Genomic DNA, 25,078 nt, shown 5'->3' with positions numbered 1-25,078 from the left:
CAAGTTAATGAGTTCGTTAGTAAAAAAATGCAAGCGCTTCAAATACTTTTCGTAGAAATATAGATTAGAAAAGATAGACAAGCTATATTCGTGAATGATTGAGCGATTGATTTGTAAGCGTTTGCTACATGTGGGGAATAGGTTGGAAAATAGGAGGAGAATACATGTTATTAATTGGAAATGGGCGTTTAATCACTCGGGATGCGCAGAATCATTTTTTTGAAAATGGGTGTGTGGCGATTGATGGTCAAGTTGTGAAACAAGTCGGAACGACAGAAGAATTAAAACAAGCTTATCCAGAAGCGACATTTATTGATGCTAAAGGTGGAGTGATTATGCCAGGCTTTATTAACATGCACAATCATATTTATAGTACCTTTGCACGTGGGTTAAGTTTAACGAATTATCATCCTAAAAATTTCATGGATATTTTGGTAGATCAATGGTGGCGAATTGATCGTGCCTTGACATTAGAAGACACTTATCAAAGTGGTAAGGTTGCTTATTTAGATAGTATTTGCAACGGCGTTACAACTGTCTTTGATCATCATGCTAGTTACGGAGAAATTACAGGGAGTTTAACCCAATTATCTAATGCAGCGGACGAGTTAGGGATTCGAACCTGCCTTTGTTATGAAGTTTCTGATCGCGATGGTGAGCAGAAAATGCGGGAAGCAGTTCAAGAAAATGCCGCCTTTATTAAAGCCAGTTCCTTAAGAAATGATGATATGCAAAAAGCGATGATGGGTATGCATGCAGCATTTACTTTATCAGATGCTTCTTTAGAATTATGTGCAGCCAATACGCCAGATGGGATTGGTTATCATATTCATATTGCAGAGGATTTAGCCGATGTTCATGATTCTTTGAAAAAATATGGGAAGCCGATTGTGAACCGATTATTTGATTTAGGGATTTTAGGAAAACAGACAATGGCAGGTCATTGCATCCATATTGGACCTCATGAGATGGAATTACTAAGAGATACAGACACAATGGTGGTCACGAATCCAGAGTCGAATATGGGGAATGCGGTCGGTTGCCCACCTGCGATGCGCATGTTTAATGAGTATGGTATTTTGATGGGTCTTGGCACAGATGGTTATACGAATGATGTGACGGAATCCTATAAGGTAGGAAATGTTATCCACAAACATCATTTAGCTGATCCAAATGCGGCTTGGGCAGAAATTCCCACAATGCTGTTTGATAATAATCCGCAAATGGCTAATCGCTATTTTAAAACAAAGCTAGGCGTTTTAGAACCTAATGCAGCAGCAGACGTCATTATTGTTGATTATCATGGCCCGACACCAATGACAAAAGAGAATTATAACATGCACATTTTATTCGGCATGAATGGTGGGATGGTCACTGACACGGTGATTAATGGAGAAATTCGGATGCGTAATCGTGAAGTTCAAGGAATTGATGAAGAGAAAGTTTGGCATGATGCGCAAACGCAAGCACAATCTTTCTGGAAACGAGTAAATCAATAGCTTTCATTATAAATAAAAGGAGTGACGTTAATGAGTGATATTATGCATCCCATCTCAATTGAGGCTTTATTAAATTGGATTTTTAGTGAGTATCAACAAGATGGCACAATTTTTGGCATTCGTAAATTTTATCATGCGGATCCTACAAAAACGATTTCGTTATTTGGAGAAAAAATGGAAACCCCTTGTGGTCCAGCAGCAGGTCCCCATACACAATTAGCACAAAATATTATTGCGGCCTATTTAACAGGTTCTCGTTTTTTTGAAGTTAAGACAGTCCAGATACTGGATGGAGAAGATTTACCAGTGAGTAAACCATGTATCGCAGCAGCAGATGAATGTTACAACGTTGAGTGGTCCACAGAATTGCGCGTTCCCCAAGCTTATGATGAATACGTCAAAGCATGGTTCGTTTTGAAGTTACTGAGTAAAGAGTTCGAGCTAGGTGACCCGAATGGTTTCATTTTTAACATGAGTGTTGGCTATGATTTGGCAGGGATTCAATCACCAAAAATTGATCGTTATATTAACGAAATGCAAAACGCAGAAGGAACGCCGATTTGGGCGGAATGCCAAGCAGCTGCCAAAAAATATCTATCTTATTTTAAAAAAGTAGATGACTCATATATCGAAGCAATTAGTCCTAAAGTCTGTCATTCTATTACGCTATCGACTTTACACGGCTGTCCATCAGATGAAATTGAACGAATTGCGGCCTATTTATTAAGTGAAAAAGGGCTCCATTCCTTTATTAAATGTAATCCAACCATGTTAGGTTATGAATATGCGCGTCAAACGATGGATGAGCTAGGGTTTGATTATATGGTTTTTGACGATCACCATTTTAAAGAAGATTTACAATTTGAAGAAGCAGTACCGATGTTACAACGTCTGCAATTATTAGCCAATAGTAAAAATCTAAGCTTCGGAGTTAAAATTACGAACACTTTCCCGGTAACGATTGCAGCAAATGAATTACCTGGTGATGAAATGTACATGTCAGGACGTTCGCTATTTCCTCTTAGTATTTCATTGGCACAAAAATTATCAGAAGCATTTGATGGGAAACTACAAATTTCTTATTCTGGCGGTGCAGATATTTTCAATAGTAAAGAAATATTTGATGCTGGGATTTGGCCAATCACTATGGCAACGACGCTATTGAAACCTGGTGGCTATCAACGAATGAATCAAGTTGCTAATGTATTAAGCGCAGCAGAATATCCTCAGATGGTTCATGTCAACTTGGATAAATTAGCCCAAGTTGTTGAGAAAGCTAAAACACAAGCGCGTTACCAAAAATCAATTAAATTACCAGAAAGTACCAAACTAAGAAAAACAGTTCCACTAACAGATTGTTATATCGCTCCTTGTCGAAGTGACGGTGGTTGTCCAATCAATCAGGATATTCCTGCTTACCTTCGTTATGTAAGTGAAGGCAATTATTTAAAGGCCTTGCAAGTAATTGTCGATAAAAATCCGTTGCCTTTTATTACTGGAACCATTTGTGCACATCCTTGTATGACTAAATGTACACGTCAATTTTATGAAGAATCTATTCATATTCGGGAAGTGAAGTTAGAAGCAGCTGAACATGCTTATGATGAATTATTGACGACACTAGAAAAGCCACAGCCAAAAGAAAATGCACCTAAAACAGCTGTTGTGGGTGGAGGTCCTGCAGGGATCTCTGCTGGGTATTTATTAGCACGTGAAGGCATGCCTGTTACTGTGTTTGAAAAATCCGAGACAATTGGGGGCGTTTGTAGCCAGATTGTACCAGAATTTCGAATTTCTATGGAATCTGTTCAAAAAGACGTTCAGTTAGCGGAATTTATGGGAGCCGAATTCCGTACAGGACAAGAGGCGCCATCATTGGCGGAATTGAAAAACCAAGGCTATACGAATGTTATTTATGCCATTGGTGCATGGAAACATGGGGTCCTTCGTTTAGAATCTGGTCGAGCATTGAACTCGTTAGAATTTTTAAAAGCAAATCGAGAAAATCCAACGATTAATCCTTACGGAGAACAGATTGTCGTCGTTGGTGGCGGAAATACAGCTATGGACTGTGCTCGTGCAGCCACAACATTACCTGGTGTTAAAAAAGTCTCAGTGGTTTATCGTCGGAATAAACGCAATATGCCAGCAGATGAAGAAGAACTTTATTTAGCCTTAGAAGATGGCGTTGACTTTTTAGAATTACTTTCGCCAATTAAACATGAAAATCAACAATTAACTTGTGAAAAAATGGTCCTAGGTGAACGAGATGCCTCTGGACGCCGTCGACCAATTGGTACAGGAGAAATGATTGATATTCCTGCTGATACAGTGATTGCCGCTGTTGGTGAAAAAGTAGATACAGAATTTTACCAAGCATTAGGCATTCACACAGACAACTATGGGAAAGTCGTTTCAAATCAAGAAACATTGGAAACAAATATACCAGGCGTCTATGTCATTGGTGACGCTAATTTAGGACCAGCCACAATTGTTGAAGCAATCGCTGATGCAACCAAAGCGGCCAATAATATTTGTCTTGTCCACAATCATCACTATGAAAAAGATAATTTAAATAGTGATGTTGCATTTGTTAGAAACAAACGAGGCATCCTTGTGACAGACGAGATGTCTTGTAGTCAAGCTAGTCGTTGCTTAGAATGCTCCACAATTTGTGAATCTTGTATGGATGTCTGTCCAAACCGAGCAAATATTGTTGTGTATGTCGAAGGAAAACCACAAATTGTCCATGTTGATCGGATGTGTAACGAATGTGGCAACTGTGAAACATTTTGCCCTTATGCAAGTGCCCCTTACAAAGACAAATTTACCTTATTTAACAGTGAAGCTGATTTTTATGACAGTACTAATTCAGGTTTCTATGTTCAAAATCCTGTGGATAAAATTTGTTTACTGCGTCTATGGGGAACGGTGTCAACGATTCAATTAACAGATCAAGGATTAGATGTACCAGAAGATTTAATCGCATTAATGGTAACTATGATTGAAGAATATGCTTATTGTATGCAAGCATAAAAGGAAATTTACGACTGGGGGATAAATAAATGTCTATTCTGCTCAAAGGTGGAACCGTCGTATCTGCATATAATCGTCGTCAATTGGATATTCGAATTGACGGCGAGCAAATTGTAGAGATGGGGGCAAATTTACCAGTAGAAAATTCTCAGATTGAGGATGTTACGGGGTGTTATGTATTACCAGGCTTTATTGATGCGCACACGCATCTGGAATTAAATAATGGCAAAGGTTCGTTAAGTACGGCGGATAACTTTACTACTGGAAGCCAAGCGGCGGTGGCCAAAGGTACGACTACGGTTATTGATATGGCTACACCTAATAAAGGCGGCTCATTGAAAGACTGTTTAGCTACTTGGAATCAATTGGCTGAAGGCAAGAGTTCATGTGATTATACTTACCATATGTCCATGATTGAATGGAAACCAACGATAGCTGCTGAAATTCAGGAAATGATTGCTGCAGGTATTACTTCCTTCAAAATGTATATGGCTTATGATAATTTGCGAACCACAGATGCGGAAATTTTTGAAGCGATGAAGGAAATAAAAAAAGTTAATGGAATGTTAGGTGTTCATTGTGAAAATGGTGATTTAGTAGATGAATTAATCCAATCATATGTTTCTCAAGGAAAGCTAACCCCGCACTATCATCCGTTATCAAGACCGGCGGCTGTTGAAGCAGAAGCGGTAGCAAGATATTTGATGATAGCGGAAATGGCTGATTTGTCGGTTAACATTGTGCATTTAAGCACAAAACGATCATTAGAAGCGGTGGAACGGGCTCGTCAAAGAGGACAATCAGTTTATGTAGAAACTTGCCCTCAATATCTTTTACTAGATGATCACTTGTACGATGCGCCTAATTTTGAAGCAGCAAAATATGTCTGCTCACCGCCACTACGCAAACGAGAGGATCAACAGGCTTTGTGGCAAGGGATTAAAGAGGGGGCAATCAATACAATATCGACAGATCACTGCAGCTTTAATTTTCACGGACAAAAAACAGTTGGCAAAGATGATTTTAGTAAAATTCCCAATGGGATGCCAGGTGTTGAAACGAGACCAGAATTAATTTACACGGAAGGTGTGGCGAAGGGCCGAATCACCTTGGAAAAAATGGTTGCTTTGCTTTCTGAAAATATTGCTAAACAATTCTCGATGTATCCACAAAAAGGTGTGGTGCAAGAAGGCAGTGATGCCGATTTAGTTGTTTGGGATCCTAGAACAACCGGCGTGATTGCTGCGAGAACGCAGTTACAAAATGTCGACTATACGCCGTATGAAGGATTTGAAACACAAGGACAGGCTCGAATGGTTTATTTAAGAGGTCAAAAAGTTGCTGAAGCTGGGCAAGTCATCTTGGCAAATCAAGGAAAATTTGTTTTTCGTAAAGCAACTTAAAAATAGAAGGAGGAGAAGTATTTTTGGAAAAAATTAAATGGACAGCAAATGAAATGCCGAAGACGGAGGATAAGTACTTACCTCTGATGTCTAAAGAAAAAATTGAGAAAGCTTTGGCTTTTCACAAAAGTTTTCCACAGTATTCAGAAACACCATTAGCAGAATTGAATCATATGGCCGCTTATCTGGGGTTAAATGATTTCTTTGTTAAAGATGAATCTTATCGCTTTGGTTTAAATGCTTTTAAAGTCTTAGGTGGTTCGTTTGCCATGGCTAACTATATTGCCGAAAAATTAAAGAAAGATGTTTCGGAACTAACATATGATGAATTAACTTCTGATCAATTACGATCAGCTTTTGGACAAGCTACGTTTTTTACAGCAACTGATGGTAACCATGGACGAGGAGTCGCTTGGGCTGCGAATAAATTAGGCCAAAAATCAGTTGTACTCATGCCGAAGGGTTCAACACAGACGAGAAAAGAAAATATTGAAAAAGAAGGCGCAACCGTCACAATTGAAGAAGTTAATTACGATGAATGTGTACGAATGGCTAATAAAATGGCCGAAGAAACTGAAAACGGTGTCATGGTTCAAGACACCGCTTGGGACGGATATGAAAAAATTCCGACTTGGATTATGCAAGGATACGGAACGATGGCGTTAGAAGCCTCTCAACAATTAAGAAAGTTTGGCTCTGAACGACCTAGTCATGTTTTTGTTCAAGCTGGTGTCGGCAGTTTAGCTGGGGCGGTGATTGGTTATTTTGCTAATGCTTTTCCAGAAAACCCACCGATTATGGTCGTAGTTGAGGCACAGGCGGCTGACTGTTTATATCAATCAGCAATTAAAAAAGACGGAGAAATTCGCTTTGTCGATGGTGATTTACAGACAATTATGGCTGGCTTAGCATGTGGAGAACCTAATACGATTTCTTTTGATATTCTAAAAAATCATACATCCTTCTTTGTTTCAGCACCAGATTGGGTTTCTGAAAAGGGAATGCGTATGTTGGGCGCGCCATTAAAAGGGGATCCGCAAGTTGTATCAGGCGAATCTGGGGCAGTAGCAATGGGCTTAGTAGCTACAGTGATGCAAGATCCCGACTATCAAGAATTACGTGAGGCATTGCAACTGGATGAGACGTCAAACGTTTTAATGTTTTCTACCGAAGGGGACACTGATCCAGACAATTATAAAAAAATTTTATGGAGGTAAAAGGAATGGATTTTAATGCAGTAAATGCAGCAGCAGAAGGTTACAGAGAAGATATGGTCAAATTTTTAAGAGACCTTGTCAAAATTCCAGGAGAAAGTGCAGAAGAAGGCAACAAAATTGCGCGAGCAAAAGCCGAAATGGAAAAATTAGGTTTCGATAAAATTGACATTGATCCTCAAGGAAATTTACTTGGTTATATGGGGTCTGGTGAAAAATTAATTGCTTTTGATGGGCACATGGATACTGTCGGAATTGGTGAAATGAGTAACTGGAAATTTGATCCTTACGATGGCTATGAAACAGAAACTGAGATCGGTGGTCGCGGTACGTCTGACCAAGAGGGCGGGATTGTTTCGGCTATTTATGGCGCTAAAATCATGAAAGATTTAGGTCTATTATCAGAAAAATACACTGCTTTAGTAACAGTTACTGTCCAAGAAGAAGACTGTGACGGCTTATGCTGGCAGTACATTATCAAAGAAGACGGTATCCGTCCAGAATTTGTTGTTTCAACAGAGCCAACAGATGGGGGGATTTATCGTGGTCAACGAGGCCGAATGGAAATTAAAGTTGATGTCAAAGGCGTTTCGTGTCATGGCTCAGCACCAGAACGTGGAGATAATGCCATTTACAAAATGGCGGATATCTTACAAGATGTTCGTGCCTTAAACAACAATGGAGATACAGAAAGCACAGCGATTCGTGGTTTAGTTCGTATGTTAGATCCTAAGTACAATCCAGAGTGGCAAGAAGCCCGTTTCTTAGGTCGTGGTACGGTGACTGTTTCGCAAATTTTCCATTCTTCACCAAGTCGGTGTGCTGTTGCGGATGGCTGTACCGTTTCACTAGACCGTCGAATGACTGCTGGAGAAACTTGGGAAAGTTGTTTGGAAGAAATTCGCAATTTACCAGCTGTTAAAAAATATGGAGATGATGTGACGGTTTCAATGTACAACTATGATCGTCCTTCTTATACTGATTTAACTTATGAAATTGAATGTTATTTCCCAACATGGGTAATTCCAGAAAATCATGATGTAACAAAAGCCTTGATGGAAACGCATAAAAATCTCTATGGAGAAACACGGAAAGGCTCTGTAGAAACATTGGAAATGCGTGAAGAGCGCCCATTGTTAGATAAGTGGACCTTCTCAACAAATGGCGTTTCAATTATGGGACGTAATGGCATTCCTTGTATTGGTTTCGGGCCAGGGGCGGAAGCACAAGCACATGCACCAAATGAAAAAACTTGGAAAGATGATTTGGTTCGTTGTGCAGCCGTTTATGCGGCATTACCAACGGTCTATTGTGGTTAAGTAAAGGATTATTAGACAAGAAAAAAGGAGCAGATGGAATGGAAACGTTTAAAGAATATATTGAGAAATTAGATAAATTAGAATTTGAAAAAATGTACGAAAATGACTTTTTCCTAACTTGGGAAAAAACAAGAGATGAATTAGAAGCTGTTTTCACAGTTGCCGATACATTACGCTATTTAAGAGAAAATAATATTTCAACTAAAATCTTTGATAGTGGCTTGGGGATTTCTTTATTCCGCGACAACTCTACAAGAACACGTTTTAGTTTCGCTTCAGCGTGTAATCTTTTGGGCTTAGAAGTTCAAGATTTAGACGAAGGAAAAAGTCAAATTTCTCACGGAGAAACTGTTCGTGAGACAGCAAACATGATTTCTTTTATGGCTGATATCATTGGTATTCGTGATGACATGTACATTGGTAAAGGCAATGCTTACATGCACGAAGTATCAGAATCTGTCCAAGAAGGATATAAAGATGGGGTATTAGAACAACGCCCAACGTTAGTGAATTTACAATGTGATATTGACCATCCGACGCAAGCAATGGCGGATGCGTTGCATTTAATTCATGAATTTGGTGGTATTGAAAACCTGAAAGGGAAAAAAGTTGCCATGACTTGGGCGTATTCACCATCTTATGGAAAACCATTATCTGTTCCTCAAGGAATTGTTGGTCTAATGACCCGTTTAGGAATGGATGTCGTCTTAGCACATCCAGAAGGTTATGAAATTATGCCAGAAGTAGAAGAAGTTGCGAAGAAAAATGCGGCAGAATTTGGTGGAAACTTTACTAAAACGAATAGTATGGCAGAAGCATTCAAAGATGCGGATGTTGTTTATCCGAAAAGCTGGGCACCTTTTGCGGCAATGGAAAAGCGAACTGAATTATATGGCAATGGTGACCAAGCAGGAATTGATCAATTAGAACAAGAATTACTTTCTCAAAATAAAAAGCACAAAGATTGGGAATGTACAGAAGAATTGATGAAAACAACAAAAGACGGCAAAGCTTTGTATATGCATTGTCTACCAGCTGATATTACTGGCGTTAGTTGTGAAGAAGGCGAAGTGGAAGCTTCTGTTTTCGATCGTTATCGGGTCGAACTTTACAAAGAAGCTAGCTACAAACCGTATGTTATTGCGGCTATGATTTTCTTAAGTAAAGTAAAAAATCCGCAAAAAACCTTAACAGACTTAGCGGATAAAGCGACACCAAGAGAAGTAAAATAATGAATTTGGCATGAAGACAGATGCTTTTTCTTTACACAATGAATCATTAGAAGTTGCCTCTTCAACATGAACAAATAAGACCTTCCCAAGTCTATTCATGAATGTGTGATTGTCTCGAGTCAAGAACGCTTAGTCATGTGCGTTGACTTCATGCAACGACAACAGACAGTTAATACGAAAACTCGTTGTGAAAAAGAAAAAGCATCGTCCTTTTTATAAAACAGAAAATGAGGTGAAGCAATGGGCAAACGCGTCGTAGTAGCTTTAGGTGGCAATGCTTTAGGAAATAATTTGACGGAGCAGATGACTGCCGTAAAACAGACCTCCAAAGCGATTGCAGATTTGATTGAAGCAGGATATGAAGTTATTTTATCTCATGGCAATGGTCCTCAAGTGGGGATGATTCAATTAGCTATGGAAGAATTTTCCTTTAATAATCCACAATATCCAGTTGTTCCGTTATCCATGTGCGTAGCCATGAGTCAAAGTTACATTGGCTATGATTTAGAGAATGCGCTACAAGAAGAGTTCCGTCAGCGAAATATAAGTAAAGCCGTCACCACCATAGTCACTCAAGTGGTCGTGGATGAAAATGATCCGGCGTTCAAAAAACCAACGAAACCAATTGGTCGCTTCATGACAAAAGAAGAAGCAGAACAATTAGTCAAAGAAAAAAATATACAAGTGATGGAAGATGCTGGCCGTGGTTATCGCCAAGTCGTCGCTTCTCCTAAACCAAAAAATATTGTCGAACTTCTCACGATTCAAACATTGGTTGATGCTGGCCAAACAGTCATTGCTGGCGGCGGTGGTGGCATCCCAGTCATTCAAGAAGGGAACCGACTAAAAGGTGTCAATGCAGTCATCGACAAAGATTTTTGTAGTGAACGACTGGCTGAACAAGTAGATGCTGATCTGCTCGTGATTTTAACAGCAGTTGAAAAAGTTTGTATTAATTTTGGTAAAGAAAATCAAGAAGCCTTAGGGAATGTTTCAACAGAAAAAATGAAACAATATGCGCAAGAAGGTCAGTTTGCTCCAGGTTCAATGTTACCAAAAGTTGAAGCAGCGATTAAGTTTGCTGAATCTAAGCCAGGTCGAAAAACATTGATTACGTTATTAGAAAAAGCCAAAGAAGGATTATCTGGAAAAACAGGGACTTTAATTGAAAATAAAGAATCATAGAATGGAGGAAAACGATGACAAACAAAATGATTAATTCTGCACAGGCACCAGCTGCTGTAGGACCTTATTCACATTCTGTCTTAGCGGGAAATACGTTGTACATTTCTGGACAACTAGGATTAGATCCGCAATCGGGCGAAATGAAGGCTACAGTGGAAGAACAAGCAAAACAAGCTTTTATCAATTTAGGTTCGATTTTAAAAGAGGTCGAGATGACCTATGATAATGTTGTGAAAACAACGGTGTTTTTACAACATATGTCTGATTTTAGCAAAATTAACGAAATCTATGGGAATTACTTTTCAGAAGTTTTGCCTGCACGTTCTTGTGTAGAAGTAGCCAAGTTGCCAAAAGATGGTTTATTTGAAATTGAAGCAGTTGCTGTCAAAGGATAATTTTTAAGATGTTTCTGAGGGAAAAAGGATTGCATTCTTTATTGATTAAGGGGAACAATCCTTTTAGAATAAAAAGAAGAAGGAAACGATCCTATGAATGAAAAAAAAGAGCAAGCATTATTTGAATATGATGCGAAACTATCAATTTCTGAAGCAATTCCGATGGGATTGCAACACGTTGTCGCAGCAGTAGTAGGGATTGTCACACCGGGAATCATGATTGCCAAAGTTTGCCAATTAAGTCCTAGTGATACGACTATTTTGATTCAAACATCATTGATTTTTTCAGCAGTTGCAACGTTAATTCAACTTTTCCCTATTTTTGGAAAAGTGGGTTCACGGTTACCAGTTATGATGGGGGCAAGTTTTGCGTATGTACCGATTTTGATGGCCATCGGAGCTGATTTTGGGATTGCAGCAATTTTTGGTTCCCAATTAGTTGGCAGTATTCTTGTTATTATTGTTGGTTTGTTCATTAAAAAAATCCGTGTGTTGTTTCCGCCTTTAGTAACAGGAACGGTTATTTTAAGCATTGGACTATCCTTGTTTCCAGTTGCGATTAAGTATATGGCAGGAGGAGCTGGTAGTGCTGATTTTGGTTCAGCCCGGAATTGGTTAGTTGCATTATTAACCTTTGCGATTGTCTTTTACTTCAATTATTTTGCAAAAGGATTTTTGAAGTTATCAGCAATTTTAAACGGAATGGTTATTGGCTATTTGATTTCTTTAGCTTTAGGGATGGTTAGTTTTGAGCCAGTTCAAAATGCTAAAATCGTTCAGGTAATTACCCCGTTTCACTTTGGACTGGATTTTCAATTGGTACCAATCTTTACGCTTGTGGTGATGTTTATTGTTGATGCTGTTCAAGCCATCGGCCAATTTACAGCAACAACGGTTGGGGCAATGGATCGGGATGCAACGGATGAAGAATTATCTGGCGGAATTATGGGGAGTGGTTTCACTAACTTTATTGGCAGTTTATTTGGATCAATCCCAGTAGCAACTTTTGGACAAAATGTTGGTCTGGTTACGGTAACAAAAGTGATTAATAAGTATGTTCTGGTTTTCGCTTCAGTTATATTATTAATTGCTGGTTTTGTTCCGAAAGTAGCTGCGTTATTAACTACGATTCCTTACGCGGTAATTGGTGGTGCAACGATTTCAGTTTTTGCTTCTATTTCTATGACAGGTATTCGGATGATTGCTTCGCAGGAAATGACTCCTCGAAATACTGGGGTTGTCGGAACAGCTCTAGCATTTGGAATTGGTGTCACATTGTCTACTGGAAGCTTAGCTGGTTTTCCAACTTGGGTAACAACGATTTTCGGTAATTCGGAAGTTATCTTAACCACTTTGGTAGCAGTCCTTTTAAATGTCATTTTAAAACCAAAAAAGCGTGTAGCACTTGAGTGAAGATTGCTTTTTTTGATACGAAAGTGAGTAAGCTTTCGTATCCTTTTTCCCTTACGTTATCTATAAAAAAATGAACGAATAAAGGAGGAGAAGATGTTTACGTATTCCCTAAACTTAAAATTAAAAACAGATCGGAACTTTTTTGGTCCTGGCGTTGTCGAAGTTTTACAAAAAATTCAGCAAACTGGTTCACTAAACTTAGCGGCAAAAGAGATGAAAATGTCTTATAATAAGGCATGGCGGATTGTGCGGGTAGCTGAAGAAGAGCTATCTTTTCCATTAATTATCAAAAGCGTTGGCGGTTGTAATGGTGGCGGGTCAATTGTTACGGATCAAGGAAAAGAGTTGATTGATCAATATCTTTTATTTGAGAAAAAAGTGTATCAACAGGTAGAGGCATGCTTTGAAGAAATATTTAAAGAACAGGATGTAGTATCGGAGGAACTGAAATGAGAGAAGTATTTCAGCGTTTGAAACAGGCAATATTGGAAAAGCAAGACACGATGTTATTAACGATTGGTACAAGTTCAGGATCTACACCACGAAGTCAAGGGGCTAGAATGCTGGTTTCCGCCGAAGGTAGAATAGCCGGAACTGTTGGTGGTGGCGCGGTAGAATTTCAGGCTGAACAAGTGGCAAAAAAGCTACTTATTGAGAAAGAAAATGCACAACGCCAATTTATTTTAGCCCCGAATAATATTGCTGATTTAGGCATGGTCTGTGGCGGAAATGTCACGATTTTTTTCCATTATCTTTCATGGGAAACGCCATTTTTAAAAGAGTTGTGTGAATCCATAGAAACGCATTTTCAAAATAACCAACAAGGTTGGTTAGTGACTGAACTAGATCAAAACAATTTAGGAAAAGTATCCTTTTATAGTGAAACAGGCGAATTGATTGGTTCCACTTCTTGGGAGGGGGAATTAAGTTTGCTACCTAAAGGTATCCATTGTGAGCAAAAAGAGGACATAATTTTTTTAACAGAAGCGATCCTCCAAGTAGGGAAAGTGTATATTTTTGGAAGTGGTCATGTTGCACGCGCATTGGTACCTATTTTAAACTATTTATCGTTTTATTGCGTTGTAGTGGACGATCGTCCAGAATTTTTGACGGCACAAGCTTTTCCACAAGCTGAGGAACTACGGGTGATTCCTTTAGAAAATTTAGCTGCATTTATTGAAATAACGGCGGATGATTATGGTATAGTAATTACCAGAGGACACAATTTTGATTTCATCGTTGCCAAACAGTTATTGGAAACACCAGCCAAATATATTGGTGTGATGGGGAGCAAACACAAAATTGCTTCACAAGTTCGACGGTTAAAAGAGGTCGGTTATACAATGACTGAAATTGAAAGCATTTTCATGCCAATTGGCTTAGATATTGCAGCCGAAACACCAGAAGAGTTAGCGATTAGCATCGCGGGAGAATTAATTCAACAGCGCTATCAATAATGAGGATCTTTAAATTAAATAAAAAACTTTTTTTGCTAAAAAATAATTTTTAGAACGGAGATTTGTGGTATAATCTAGGTGATTGAACACTAAACTATATCAGAAATCGAGGTGCAAGAAATGTATTCAATTATTGTAAATGGTCAAAGTGAAACCTGTGAAACAAACAAAAAATTAATAGACTTTTTGCGGGAGGATCTGGGCCTAACTGGAACAAAAGATGGCTGTAACCAAGGCTCTTGCGGTGCATGTACGGTGTTAGTAAATGGAAAGGCTTCCAAAGTATGTTTGTTTACTCTAGAAAAATTAGCTGGTAAAGAAGTCACGACAATCGAAGGTTTAAGCCAACGGCAAAAAGATGTCTATGCCTATGCGTTTGCAAAAACGGGTGCAGTTCAGTGCGGGTATTGCATCCCTGGGATGGTTATTTCGGCACAAGGATTATTGAACAAGAAACCCGAACCCACAAAAGAAGACATTCAGAAAGCTATACGAGGAAACATTTGTCGTTGTACAGGATATGTGAAAATAATAGAAGCCATTCAGTTAGCTGCTAAAATGTTTTGTGAAGAAACGAGCATTCCAGAAGAACATTCAAATGGTAAATTAGGGGAAGACTTCCAACGGGTCGATGCAGTGGAGAAAACCTTAGGCACAGGGATTTATGTAGATGACATTGACATAGAAGGAATGCTTCATGCATCTGCTTTGCGGAGTGCCTATCCTCGCGCAAAAGTTCTATCAATCGATAGTACCCAAGCATTGGCGCATCCTGACTGTGTGGCTGTGTTCACAGCTAAAGACGTTCCAGGAAATAATAAAATTGGTCATTTAGAATTTATTTCCGATTGGGATGTAATGATTCCAGAAGGTGAAATAACACGGTATGTTGGGGATGCAGTGGCACTCGTTGTTTCAAAAAGAAAAGAAACCTTACCAGAGATAAAAAATTTAGTGGAAGTTGATTACGAAGAAATGATACCGCTTACTTCTTGTGAAGCTGCTTTAGCAGAAGGTGCACCAGCTATTCATGAAAAGGGCAATATCTTGTCTCATGAACACTTGGTACGTGGTAATGCAGAGGAAGTGTTAGCAAATTCTGCGTTTGTAGTGACAGAACATTATTCCGTACCAATTAACGAACATGCCTTTATGGAACCCGAGTGTGCGATTGCACAGCCTGAAGGTGAGGGCATTTTACTCTTTAGTGCGGGTCAAAGTATCTATGATGAACAACGGGAAGTGGCTCGGATGTTAGGACTAGACAAGGAAAAAATTCATGTTCAATCAAAACTTGTTGGTGGTGGTTTTGGTGGAAAAGAAGACATGAGTGTTCAGCATCATGCATCCTTAGCCGCTTGGTTATTGAAGAAACCAGTAAAAGTACTGCTAAGCCGTGAAGAAAGTTTGATGGTTCATCCCAAACGCCATGGCATGGAAATGGACTTTACGACCGGCTGTGATGAAGAAGGCAATTTAACTGCAATGAAAGCAGTGATTTATGCGGATACTGGGGCCTATGCTTCTTTAGGAGGACCAGTATTGCAACGGGCTTGTACACATGCGGCAGGTCCCTACAAGTATCAAACGATTGATGTGGAAGGGTTTGCTGTATATACTAATAATCCGCCAGCAGGTGCATTTCGCGGATTTGGTGTTTGCCAAACGGCTTTTGCAATTGAAAGTAATTTAAACTTGTTAGCAGAAAAAGTCGGACTATCACCATGGGAAATACGCTTTAAAAATGCCGTCGCCCCAGGAGATACTTTACCGAATGGACAATTGGTCTCGAAAAATGCGGCGTTAAAAGAAGCCTTGTTAGCGGTTAAAGACGTCTATGAACAAGCGGAAGTTGCTGGAATTTCTAGTTTCTTTAAAAATAGTGGCGTGGGTGTGGGGCTACCTGATACAGGGCGTTGTATTATTTCTGTTGAAGAAGGAAAAATACATGTCCGCACAAGTGCTGCTTGTATCGGTCAAGGGATGGCAACCGTTACGACGCAAATTGCCTGTGAAACATTAAATTTACCACCAGAAATGATTGTTGCGGAAGCCCCTGATACAAGAAGAACACCCAATTCAGGAACGACAACGGCTTCGAGGCAGTCACTCTTCACAGGAGAAGCAACTAGAAGAGCGGCAATGCAATTACGGTATGAGCTTGATATGGGACGTGCTTTAAGTGATTTGGAAGGTGAAGAATTTTATGGGGAATATTCAGCGAAAACGGATCCATTAATTAATGATAAAAAAAGTCCAGTTAGTCATGCTGGCTATGGTTATGCTGCTGAAGTAGCTATTCTAGATGACAAAGGAAAAGTAGCTAAATTTGTGGCTGCGTATGATATGGGGCAAGTGGTGAATCCACGAGCTGCTGAAGGTCAAATTGAAGGTGGGATTGCGATGGGCATGGGGTATGCTTTAACTGAAAAATTTGCCTTAGAAGAAGGCTATGTTAAAGCAAAATATGCAACGCTAGGATTAGTGAACGCCACTCAAGTACCACCAATTGAAACAATTTTGGTTCATGCTGACAATCTTCACGAAGGTTTAGCTTATGGAATTAAAGGCGTAGGTGAGTTAGCAACGATCCCTACCGCACCAGCTTTAGCAGGCGCATATTTTGCCTTGGATGGTCAGCTCCGACCAAGTCTGCCTTTAGAAAATACCCCTTATCAAAAGAAAAAAAGATAAAAGGAGACAACTCATGTCACTCGTTAGTGTCATTATTCTAGCATCGGGCAATTCACAACGGATGGGCCAAAATAAATTGTTCTTAAAATATCAAGGAAAAACATTTTTAGAGCACACGTTAACCTTAGTGAATCAATTAGACGTATTAGAACGGATTTTAGTTGTTTCGCCTGAGAATCAGCCAGCGTTTCCTTTACCTAAGAACATTCAGTTGATTCTCAATCATCAATGGCAAGAAGGGCAAAGTAGCAGTATTCGTTTAGGAACTGAACAAGCTCGGGGAGCTGGCTATTTATACTTACCTAGTGATCAACCATTGTTAACACCTAAAATGCTACAACCCGTGTTAGATAAATGTCAGAGAAATAAAATTATAGTGCCATTACAAAAAGATGGTTGTCCTAGTAGTCCAGTATTATTCGGTAATCAATTTCGACAAGAACTATTAACATTGACTGGTGAAACAGGCGGACGCATGATTTATGAACGCTTTCCAGAAGCAGTTCAGATGTTGAGAATAGCGACTCCTGGCCGTTTAAAAGATATCGACACGCCAGAAGAGTACCAAAAATTAATTCAAGAAACCAATAGTTAGAGAGGAAAAACGTATGAAGGACTTGGTTTATTTAAATTATGCAGCGACTTCCTATAAAAAATTTCCAGCAACCATTGAGGCTTTGACTGCCTATTTAGCAGAAAATCAGTTCATGAATTACGGAAGAAATGCCCCTTTGCTGAGAGAGGGGCTTCCTCTTTTAGAGACACGTCAATTGTTAGCAGACTTTTTTCAGGCACCCAGTGCGGCTCAGATTACGTTTACGAATAACGCAACAACTTCCTTAAATCTTGCATTAGCGGGGATTTTACAACCTGGCGACCATGTGATTACGACTATGTTAGAACATCATGCAGTAGCTAGACCTCTTCACTTGCTTGAGAAAGAACGAGGCATTTCAGTGACGTATGTTGCTTGTCAAAAAACTGGCCTGTTAGATGTAGAAGATATTCAGCGAGCCTGGCGCACGAATACAAAAGCCTTGGTGATGACACACGCATCCAATGTCTTAGGCACCATTTTACCCATTGAAAAATGTTTTCAATGGGCCCAACAGAAAGGATTATTAACCGTTTTGGATGCGGCTCAAACGGCGGGCTTTCTACCAATAAAAATGACCCAGATGGCCATTGATGTGTTAGCCTTTACTGGACATAAAAGCTTATATGGATTAGCAGGTATTGGTGGGTTAGCTTTTAGTGAGCGAGGGGCTGAAGCGGTCAAACCACTGATGGCGGGCGGCACTGGTAGCCATTCTAATTCCTTTGATCAACCCTCTTTTTTACCAGATAAATTTGAAGCTGGTACGTTAAACAGTTTAGGTATTCTAAGCTTAAATAGTTCTATTAAAGAGTTGAATAAAATTGGTTTAGCAGCGATTCAAAAGCATGAACGAACCTTAATGCAGAATTTTTTAAATGGTTTATCAGGGTTACCTGTCACAATTTTAGGAACCAAGGACGTGGCACAAACTGTCCCTGTTGTTTCTATCACACTGTGGAATCAGGAAGAAACAATAGTGGCACAGCAACTAGCAGAACAATATGGCATTATGACGCGCGCAGGTTTGCATTGTGCACCATTAGCCCATCAAACAGCTGGGACTTTAGCAACTGGCACCTTACGTTTTAGCTTTGGTTGGCAGACAACGCCTGAAGAAATTACTTGGACAATTCACGCTTTACAAGAACTACTAATTTGAGAAGGAGCGGACAGCATGGATTTTTTATCACAATGTACATCAGGTGGCTGTGGGGCAAAAATTGAATCCCGTGTACTGAACCAATTGTTGCAACACTTACCCGAAACACCGGCAAATGAGCGGCTACTCGTCGGATTTGAACATGCCGACGACGCCGCTGTTTACCAAATAACGTCTGAAAAAGCTTTGATTTCAACGGTAGATTTTTTTTCACCAATGGTCAATGATCCGTTATCATTTGGGAAAATTGCGGTCGCTAATGCTTTAAGTGATGTCTATGCCATGGGCGGAACAGTCCTTTATGCGCTAAATCTTGTTTGTTTTCCACAAAAGATGTCAAAAGAATGGTTGGAACAAATGCTCTTAGGTGGCAGTTTAAAATTAAAGGAAGCGGGTGCTTTACTGGCGGGAGGCCATTCGATTTATGACCATGAACCCAAGTATGGTCTAGCGGTAACCGGAGAAGTTCATCCAGAAAATTTGTGGCATAATAATACGCCACAGGTGGGGGATGTCTTGATTTTAACTAAAGCATTAGGTGTAGGAATTATTCAAGCGGCTGTTCGGGGGCAATTGGCGAAGCAGACGGAACAAAAAATCGCACAAGATTCGATGGAACGTTTAAATAAATATGCCGCTGCGAATGCTCGATCCTACGCAGTACATGCTTGTACTGACGTGACTGGGTTTGGTCTATTAATTCATGCAAAAGAAATGGCTGATAATCAGGTAACATTACTGATTGATACAGAAGCATTACCAACCATTACAGGAGCGTTGGCCTACGCCGCAGAATGTTTAGTCACTGCAGCTGGGCAAAGAAACCGCCAAACAATCGGAACGACAATCGATTATTCAAAAATTTCTATGGAAATGCAAGAACTTTTGTTTGATCCACAAACTTCTGGCGGACTGTTAATTAGTGTCGCTGCTGACGAAGCGGCAGCCTGTTTAGCAGCTATTCAAAAAGAGGACCCTGTTGCCAAAATTATTGGCGAGGTTCTGCCAAAAGAACAACAAGCAGTAGTACTTTTATAGAGAGAAGGGCCAAATATGAAATTAGTAGATGCATTGGGGAAACCTTGCCCAATACCTGTGATTGAAACAAAAAAAGCTTTGGCGGAGTTAGGTTTAGCTGGAGGCACTATCGAGGTATTAGTCGATAACGAAGTAGCCATTGAAAATTTAAAAAAATTAGCTACTAAAAAACAGGCCACTTTGACTGCGAAGCAGATAGAAGCCACGGTTTTCTCTGTCAAAATTACGGTACCTGAAGAAGCGACTCAACAAACAAGTCAGTCAGCAACAGATTTAGTAATTACGATTGGCTCCGATCAATTAGGTACTGGAGACGAGCAGCTAGGACGACTATTAATGAAAAGTTATCTTCAATCATTATCAGAAGCAGAAACTGTTCCTACACAGCTATTATTCTTTAATCGAGGGGCGTTTTTAACGAATCAAGCAGCGAATACCTTAGCTGATTTGCAACAATTAGCGGAGAAGGGAACCACGATTCAAACGTGTGGGGCCTGTTTAGATTTTTATCATTTAACAGACACCTTAGCTATCGGCTCTATTACTAATATGTACGAAATTGTTGAAACAATGAATCAAGCGGCTAAAGTAATTACGCTTTAACAAAAAAGAAGGTGAAAAGATGGAGTATTTGCTAACCTTTCCGAATACACATTATGCTGTTCAGGCAGAACAAGTACTGTTGACAAGAAAGGTGGCTGTTCGCGTCTTTACTTTGCCACCATCATTGACGGATGGCTGTGGGATCGGTTTACTCATTAATGAAGCGGAAATAACTCGCAGTGTATGTTTTTTAGAAGAAGCAAAAGTACGCGTAGCCTCTATTTTTTCTGTGAAAAATGACCTTGGGGAAAGGAGGTACCAACTGTGGAGTCCTTAAAAAAGTGTTTTGATTTACAAGGGAAGGAAATTGTGTCGATTGTTGGTAGTGGTGGGAAAACAAGCTTAATGTGGGCGCTAGCAAAAACATATCGAAAGGAAGCTGTTCTGGTTAGTACAACCACAAAAATTGGGTTTCCCCAACGTCAATTGTATGATTATTTTTATACAAACCATTTTGAAAAAATAACGCCGAATATCTGCGGAATCACTTTAGCAGGAACAGCTATCAACAACCAAACAAAACTAACGATGCCTGCAATGACCTCGTTTCAAACATTGTTTCAGCACTTCACGAAAGTTTTTTTAGAAGCGGATGGGTCCAAACAACGACCTTTGAAAGGCTGGTCCTCTTATGAACCCGTGATATTAAAAGAAACAACCACCACAATTGGTGTGCTTCCGATTTCTGTGATTGGTCAAAAGATAGATGAAACGACCATTCATCGGTTGCCGCTTTTTTTGGAATTAACCGATGCGCAACTACAAGAACCAATCACAGAAACATTGTTAGCTCAACTGATTGATCATCCAAAAGGATTGTTTAAAGAGAGCCAAGGCCAACGAATTTTATGTTTAAATCAAACCCATACGCGAAGAGAGTTCGTTCAAGCGATGAATGTCTGTCTTCAATTACCCAAAAGCTGTTTTGAAAAATTAGACAAGATTATTGCTTGCAATATGGAATTAGAGAAAGGACTTATTTTATGGGAGAAATCAGTCAAAACATCCAAGAAAAATTAGTGATTGTTCGCGGAGGGGGCGATCTAGCGACAGGTGTTATCCAAAAATTATGGCACGTTGGCTTTAAAATACTAGTATTAGAAACAGAATGTCCTCTGGCCATTCGGCGGACTGTTTCAGTTTGTGATGCTATTTTTCAGAAAGAACAAAGAGTGGAAGATTTGGTTGCTGTTCGAATTACTTCATTAAAGGATTGCGCGAAATGTTGGCAGCAAAATAAGCTGCCTGTTTTTGTCGATCAAACAGCAAGTGCTATTCAACAATTGAAACCACTGATTGTTATCGATGCGATTTTGGCTAAGAAAAATTTAGGTACGCATCGAGGAATGGCACCGATTACGATTGCTTTAGGACCAGGCTTTTCAGCACCGCAAGATGTCGATGTTGTGATTGAGACAATGCGTGGCCATAGGTTGGGACGTTTATACTTTGAAGGAACAGCTTTACCTAATACAGGTATTCCAGGTGAAATTGGCGGAAAAAGTGCGGAACGAGTTGTCCATGCCCCTGCTTCAGGACAAGTTACCCACCTTAAAAACATAGGGGATCTCGTGTTGAAAGGGGAAGCATTATTTTTAATCGATCAGGTTCCAGTTTATTCGCCTCTGACAGGGACTTTGAGAGGATTGATTTCAGAAAAGGTAACATGTTATCAAGGGTTGAAGTGTGCAGATGTAGATCCTCGACCAGTTGAGAAAGTCGATTGCTTGACGATCTCCGACAAAGCTCGTGCATTAGGGGGAGCGGTTTTAGAAGCAATTTTTATGATTGGAAGAAGGAAAAACGTTTTATAAAAAAGAACCTAAATAATATTTTTTTTACCTTAAAAATATTGTTAAAAAGGTTTGGAATGTGGTATAGTAAAGACGTAGTAAAAAATACTCTATCTCGAAAGGGGAAGAGTACATACTTAGTTAGATTAGTTTGTGAATAAAATCATTTGTAAAAGTTATTTTTTTAGGAATTAATGTAAGGGGTTACAATTGCATTTGAATGCATTGAAATATTTAGGAAAAAGAAAGGATATGAATGAAGATGGCACTAGTAAAAATTGTTTATGCAAGTATGACTGGAAACACAGAAGAAATTTCCGAGATTTTGGAAGAACAGTTTCAAGAAGCTGGAGTTGAAGTAGAACGTGAAGAATGTTCAGAAGTTGATGTAGACTTCTTTGATGATGCAGATGCTTGTATTATCGCAACGTATACTTATGGTGATGGGGAACTACCTTTTGAATTTGAAGATTTCTTTGATGAATTAACTGAGAAGGATTTAGCAGGTAAGCCATTTGGTGTTGTTGGCTCCGGTGATCGTGAATATGGTGAATTTTTCTGTAAATCAGCGCATGATTTTGTAGGAGCTTTTGAAAAAGCTGGTGCTAAAAAAGTAGCTGAAACAGTTGAAATTGAAAACAATGCAGAAGAAGAAGACATCGAAATGCTAAAAACATTTGTTAAAAGTGTCGCCACAACTTTATCTGATAGCGTTGCCTAAGGGTTTAAGAAAGTAGGAGTCAGAATGAAAAGGAACGATGAAGGTAGGTATTTCAATGTTTAATATTCTTCAATCGACTCAATTATCTAGTAATACATTTGATTTTTGGCTGGAAGCGCCAAGAATAGCGACACATGCTCAGGCTGGACAGTTTGTTATTTTAAGAATTGACGAAAAAGGAGAACGGATCCCCTTAACGATTGCGGAGACAAATCCACAAGCAGGCGGTATTCGAATTATTTTCCAAGTAATCGGTAAGACAACAGCTGCACTTTCCCAACTTAAAACTTCAGACTCTTTGTTGGATATCACTGGACCTTTAGGTATGCCCACAGAAGTGAAGCAATATGGAACGGTGATGGTTGTCGGTGGCGGGGTTGGTATCGCGGCTATTTATCCAATTATCAAGGCTTTAAAAGAAGCAGGCAACCGAGTGATTACGATTTTGGGAGCACGAACAGCTGAGTTAGTTCTGTTACAAGAAGAATGCCGTCGTTATTCAGATAATCTAATCATTACAACGGATGATGGTTCATTAGGTAAAAAGGGCTTAGTAACAGAAGCGATGGAAGAAGTTATTGCACGTGAATCTGTAGCGTGCAGTTGGGCGATTGGGCCCAGCATCATGATGAAATTTTGTACCTTGACAGCTGAAAAACATCAATTACCAATTTATGTTTCCTTGAATCCTATTATGATTGACGGAACAGGCATGTGTGGCGGTTGTCGGGTCACTGTTGATGGTACCATGAAATTTGCCTGTGTTGATGGACCTGAGTTTAAAGGCAATGAAGTAAATTGGGATGAATTCATTAATCGAATGAAGCAATATCAGGAAGAAGAAGCAGTTTGCTTTACAGATCGTTTGAAAGAGCAGGTGGAGAAAAATGGCTAGAAAAAGTCGTATAAAAACACCGATTGCGGAACAAGCACCTACTATCAGAAAGAGTAATTTTGAAGAGGTTTGCTTAGGCTATACATTAGCAGAAGGGCAAGAAGAAGCGGTTCGTTGTTTACAATGTAAAAATGCACCTTGTATTGCTAAATGCCCCGTGATGATTGATATTCCTGGATTTATTTTAGCTATTCGTGAAGGAAACATGGAACAAGCAGCCGATATTTTAAGTAAATATACGAATTTACCTGCTATTTGTGGACGCGTTTGTCCGCAAGAGAAACAATGTGAACAAGTTTGTAAATTAGGGAAAGCCAAAAACTTTGAACCAGTGGCAATTGGCAAATTAGAACGTTTAGTTGCCGATTGGGCATTAGAAAATCACATGTTTCCTAAGAAAACAGCGGAACCAACAAAAGGGAAAGTCGCAGTGGTCGGTTCTGGTCCTTCTGGGTTAACAGTTGCGGGGGATTTGGCAAAGCTCGGCTACGAAGTAATTATTTTTGAAGCGCTTCACGAAGCTGGCGGTGTATTAACCTATGGCATACCTGAATTTCGCTTACCGAAAAAAATTGTTAAACAGGAAATTGCGAGTATTGAAGCCTTAGGTGTAACAATAGAAACCAATGTGGTAGTAGGTAAAACGATTACGATGGAAGAAATAATGTCAGAGTTTGATGCCTGTTATCTATCGGTTGGTGCAGGGGCACCAAACTTTATGGGAATCCCAGGAACTAGTTTAAATGGGGTTTATTCTTCTAGTGAATTTTTAACACGAATCAATTTAATGCATAGCTATGAGTTTCCAGAATATGATACACCGATTAAACGTGCTAAAAATGTTGTTGTGATTGGCGGCGGGAATGTTGCAATGGATGCCGCTCGTTCAGCCAAACGATTAGGCGCTGAAAATGTGAACATTGTGTATCGTCGTTCGTTAGAAGAATTGCCAGCAAGAATTGAAGAATATCACCATTCCCTTGAAGAAGGAATTAACTATTATTGGTTAACGAATCCAATTGCTTATTTAGATGACCAACAAGGAAATCTAGCCGGTGTTGAATGTGTCAAAATGGTTTTAGGTGAACCAGATGCGTCTGGAAGACGACGGCCAGAACCAATTCCAAACAGCACGTTTACCATTCCTGCTGATGCAGTAATCGAGGCAATTGGCCAAGGGGCAAATCGAGTCTTGTTATCAACATATCCAGAAATAGAACTAAACCAATGGGGGTACATTCAGGCCAATCCTAAAACAGGAGCAACCTCAATACCTGGCGTTTTTGCTGGGGGCGATATAGTCACAGGTGCTGCCACCGTTATTTTAGCGATGGGCGCTGGGAAAATCGCAGCTAATGCAATTGATCAGTATGTCAAAACACAAAAAACAACAGTCACAAGCAATGTTTAGGAAAGATAAAAGG

At 39.6% G+C, this 25,078-nt stretch carries 22 protein-coding genes; all 22 read left to right on the top strand.

The window, feature by feature from the left end; genetic code table 11:
- The first annotated feature begins 164 nt into the window (after positions 1 to 164).
- Positions 165 to 1,499: a putative aminohydrolase SsnA gene (gene ssnA / locus IGL37_RS10175; RefSeq protein WP_033917845.1), complete on the top strand. Its 1,335-nt coding sequence runs from the start codon at positions 165 to 167 to the stop codon at positions 1,497 to 1,499.
- Positions 1,500 to 1,529: 30 nt separating this feature from the next.
- Complete coding sequence (ygfK, locus tag IGL37_RS10170) at positions 1,530 to 4,535, top strand: putative selenate reductase subunit YgfK (protein WP_033917846.1); 3,006 nt, start codon at positions 1,530 to 1,532, stop codon at positions 4,533 to 4,535.
- A gap of 29 nt (positions 4,536 to 4,564) precedes the next feature.
- Positions 4,565 to 5,938 (top strand): dihydropyrimidinase, encoded by a 1,374-nt coding sequence (gene hydA, locus IGL37_RS10165; RefSeq protein WP_002365023.1) that lies wholly within the window; start codon positions 4,565 to 4,567, stop codon positions 5,936 to 5,938.
- A gap of 23 nt (positions 5,939 to 5,961) precedes the next feature.
- The gene (dpaL, locus tag IGL37_RS10160; protein WP_002356589.1) at positions 5,962 to 7,155 is read left to right on the top strand and encodes a diaminopropionate ammonia-lyase; all 1,194 of its coding nucleotides are present in this window, start codon (positions 5,962 to 5,964) and stop codon (positions 7,153 to 7,155) included.
- A complete protein-coding gene (locus IGL37_RS10155; RefSeq protein WP_002356590.1) occupies positions 7,146 to 8,471 on the top strand; it encodes a YgeY family selenium metabolism-linked hydrolase in 1,326 nt (441 codons plus the stop codon). Before dpaL ends, IGL37_RS10155 begins: the two co-directional genes overlap by 10 nt.
- Positions 8,472 to 8,509: 38 nt before the next feature.
- Positions 8,510 to 9,703: a knotted carbamoyltransferase YgeW gene (gene ygeW / locus IGL37_RS10150; RefSeq protein ID WP_002359643.1), complete on the top strand. Its 1,194-nt coding sequence runs from the start codon at positions 8,510 to 8,512 to the stop codon at positions 9,701 to 9,703.
- Positions 9,704 to 9,943: 240 nt separating this feature from the next.
- The gene (gene arcC / locus IGL37_RS10145; RefSeq protein ID WP_033917847.1) at positions 9,944 to 10,888 is read left to right on the top strand and encodes a carbamate kinase; all 945 of its coding nucleotides are present in this window, start codon (positions 9,944 to 9,946) and stop codon (positions 10,886 to 10,888) included.
- A 14-nt stretch (positions 10,889 to 10,902) separates the two neighbouring features.
- Positions 10,903 to 11,283, top strand: coding sequence for a RidA family protein (locus tag IGL37_RS10140; RefSeq protein ID WP_002356593.1), 381 nt, complete (start codon positions 10,903 to 10,905; stop codon positions 11,281 to 11,283).
- A 93-nt stretch (positions 11,284 to 11,376) separates the two neighbouring features.
- Positions 11,377 to 12,696, top strand: a complete 1,320-nt coding sequence (locus IGL37_RS10135) for a nucleobase:cation symporter-2 family protein (protein ID WP_002356594.1) — start codon at positions 11,377 to 11,379, stop codon at positions 12,694 to 12,696.
- A gap of 93 nt (positions 12,697 to 12,789) precedes the next feature.
- Positions 12,790 to 13,149, top strand: a complete 360-nt coding sequence (locus tag IGL37_RS10130) for a winged helix-turn-helix domain-containing protein (protein WP_002356595.1) — start codon at positions 12,790 to 12,792, stop codon at positions 13,147 to 13,149.
- A complete protein-coding gene (locus IGL37_RS10125; RefSeq protein WP_033917848.1) occupies positions 13,146 to 14,153 on the top strand; it encodes an XdhC family protein in 1,008 nt (335 codons plus the stop codon). Before IGL37_RS10130 ends, IGL37_RS10125 begins: the two co-directional genes overlap by 4 nt.
- A 120-nt stretch (positions 14,154 to 14,273) precedes the next feature.
- Entirely contained in the window at positions 14,274 to 16,847 is a 2,574-nt protein-coding gene (xdh, locus tag IGL37_RS10120; protein WP_430598783.1) for a selenium-dependent xanthine dehydrogenase, read from the top strand.
- A gap of 13 nt (positions 16,848 to 16,860) precedes the next feature.
- Positions 16,861 to 17,442 (top strand): molybdenum cofactor cytidylyltransferase, encoded by a 582-nt coding sequence (gene mocA, locus IGL37_RS10115; protein WP_002362594.1) that lies wholly within the window; start codon positions 16,861 to 16,863, stop codon positions 17,440 to 17,442.
- Between the two features lie 13 nt (positions 17,443 to 17,455).
- The gene (gene sclA, locus IGL37_RS10110; RefSeq protein ID WP_002368915.1) at positions 17,456 to 18,604 is read left to right on the top strand and encodes a selenocysteine lyase SclA; all 1,149 of its coding nucleotides are present in this window, start codon (positions 17,456 to 17,458) and stop codon (positions 18,602 to 18,604) included.
- Between the two features lie 15 nt (positions 18,605 to 18,619).
- Positions 18,620 to 19,642 (top strand): selenide, water dikinase SelD, encoded by a 1,023-nt coding sequence (gene selD / locus IGL37_RS10105; RefSeq protein WP_002359657.1) that lies wholly within the window; start codon positions 18,620 to 18,622, stop codon positions 19,640 to 19,642.
- Positions 19,643 to 19,657: 15 nt separating this feature from the next.
- On the top strand, positions 19,658 to 20,245 hold the full coding sequence (yedF, locus tag IGL37_RS10100) for a sulfurtransferase-like selenium metabolism protein YedF (RefSeq protein ID WP_002356602.1): 588 nt from the start codon (positions 19,658 to 19,660) through the stop codon (positions 20,243 to 20,245).
- Between the two features lie 19 nt (positions 20,246 to 20,264).
- Positions 20,265 to 20,522: a DUF3343 domain-containing protein gene (locus tag IGL37_RS10095; RefSeq protein WP_002362598.1), complete on the top strand. Its 258-nt coding sequence runs from the start codon at positions 20,265 to 20,267 to the stop codon at positions 20,520 to 20,522.
- On the top strand, positions 20,510 to 21,265 hold the full coding sequence (gene yqeC, locus IGL37_RS10090) for a selenium cofactor biosynthesis protein YqeC (protein WP_002359659.1): 756 nt from the start codon (positions 20,510 to 20,512) through the stop codon (positions 21,263 to 21,265). Before IGL37_RS10095 ends, yqeC begins: the two co-directional genes overlap by 13 nt.
- Positions 21,229 to 22,059 carry a selenium-dependent molybdenum cofactor biosynthesis protein YqeB gene (gene yqeB / locus IGL37_RS10085; protein WP_002356611.1) on the top strand — a complete coding sequence of 277 codons (831 nt, stop codon included), beginning with the start codon at positions 21,229 to 21,231 and terminating at the stop codon, positions 22,057 to 22,059. Before yqeC ends, yqeB begins: the two co-directional genes overlap by 37 nt.
- Before the next feature lie 235 nt (positions 22,060 to 22,294).
- Complete coding sequence (locus IGL37_RS10080) at positions 22,295 to 22,759, top strand: flavodoxin (RefSeq protein ID WP_002382673.1); 465 nt, start codon at positions 22,295 to 22,297, stop codon at positions 22,757 to 22,759.
- Positions 22,760 to 22,796: 37 nt separating this feature from the next.
- The gene (locus tag IGL37_RS10075) at positions 22,797 to 23,654 is read left to right on the top strand and encodes a sulfide/dihydroorotate dehydrogenase-like FAD/NAD-binding protein (RefSeq protein WP_025186357.1); all 858 of its coding nucleotides are present in this window, start codon (positions 22,797 to 22,799) and stop codon (positions 23,652 to 23,654) included.
- A complete protein-coding gene (gene gltA, locus IGL37_RS10070; protein ID WP_033917850.1) occupies positions 23,647 to 25,065 on the top strand; it encodes an NADPH-dependent glutamate synthase in 1,419 nt (472 codons plus the stop codon). The genes IGL37_RS10075 and gltA overlap by 8 nt, the downstream gene beginning before the upstream one ends.
- The last annotated feature ends 13 nt before the right edge of the window (positions 25,066 to 25,078 follow it).

The organism is Enterococcus sp. AZ119 (genome assembly GCF_050546175.1).
Taxonomy (GTDB): domain Bacteria; phylum Bacillota; class Bacilli; order Lactobacillales; family Enterococcaceae; genus Enterococcus; species Enterococcus faecalis.
The sequence above is the reverse complement of the archived record's forward strand: the minus strand, read 5'-3'. Positions and strand labels throughout refer to the sequence as shown.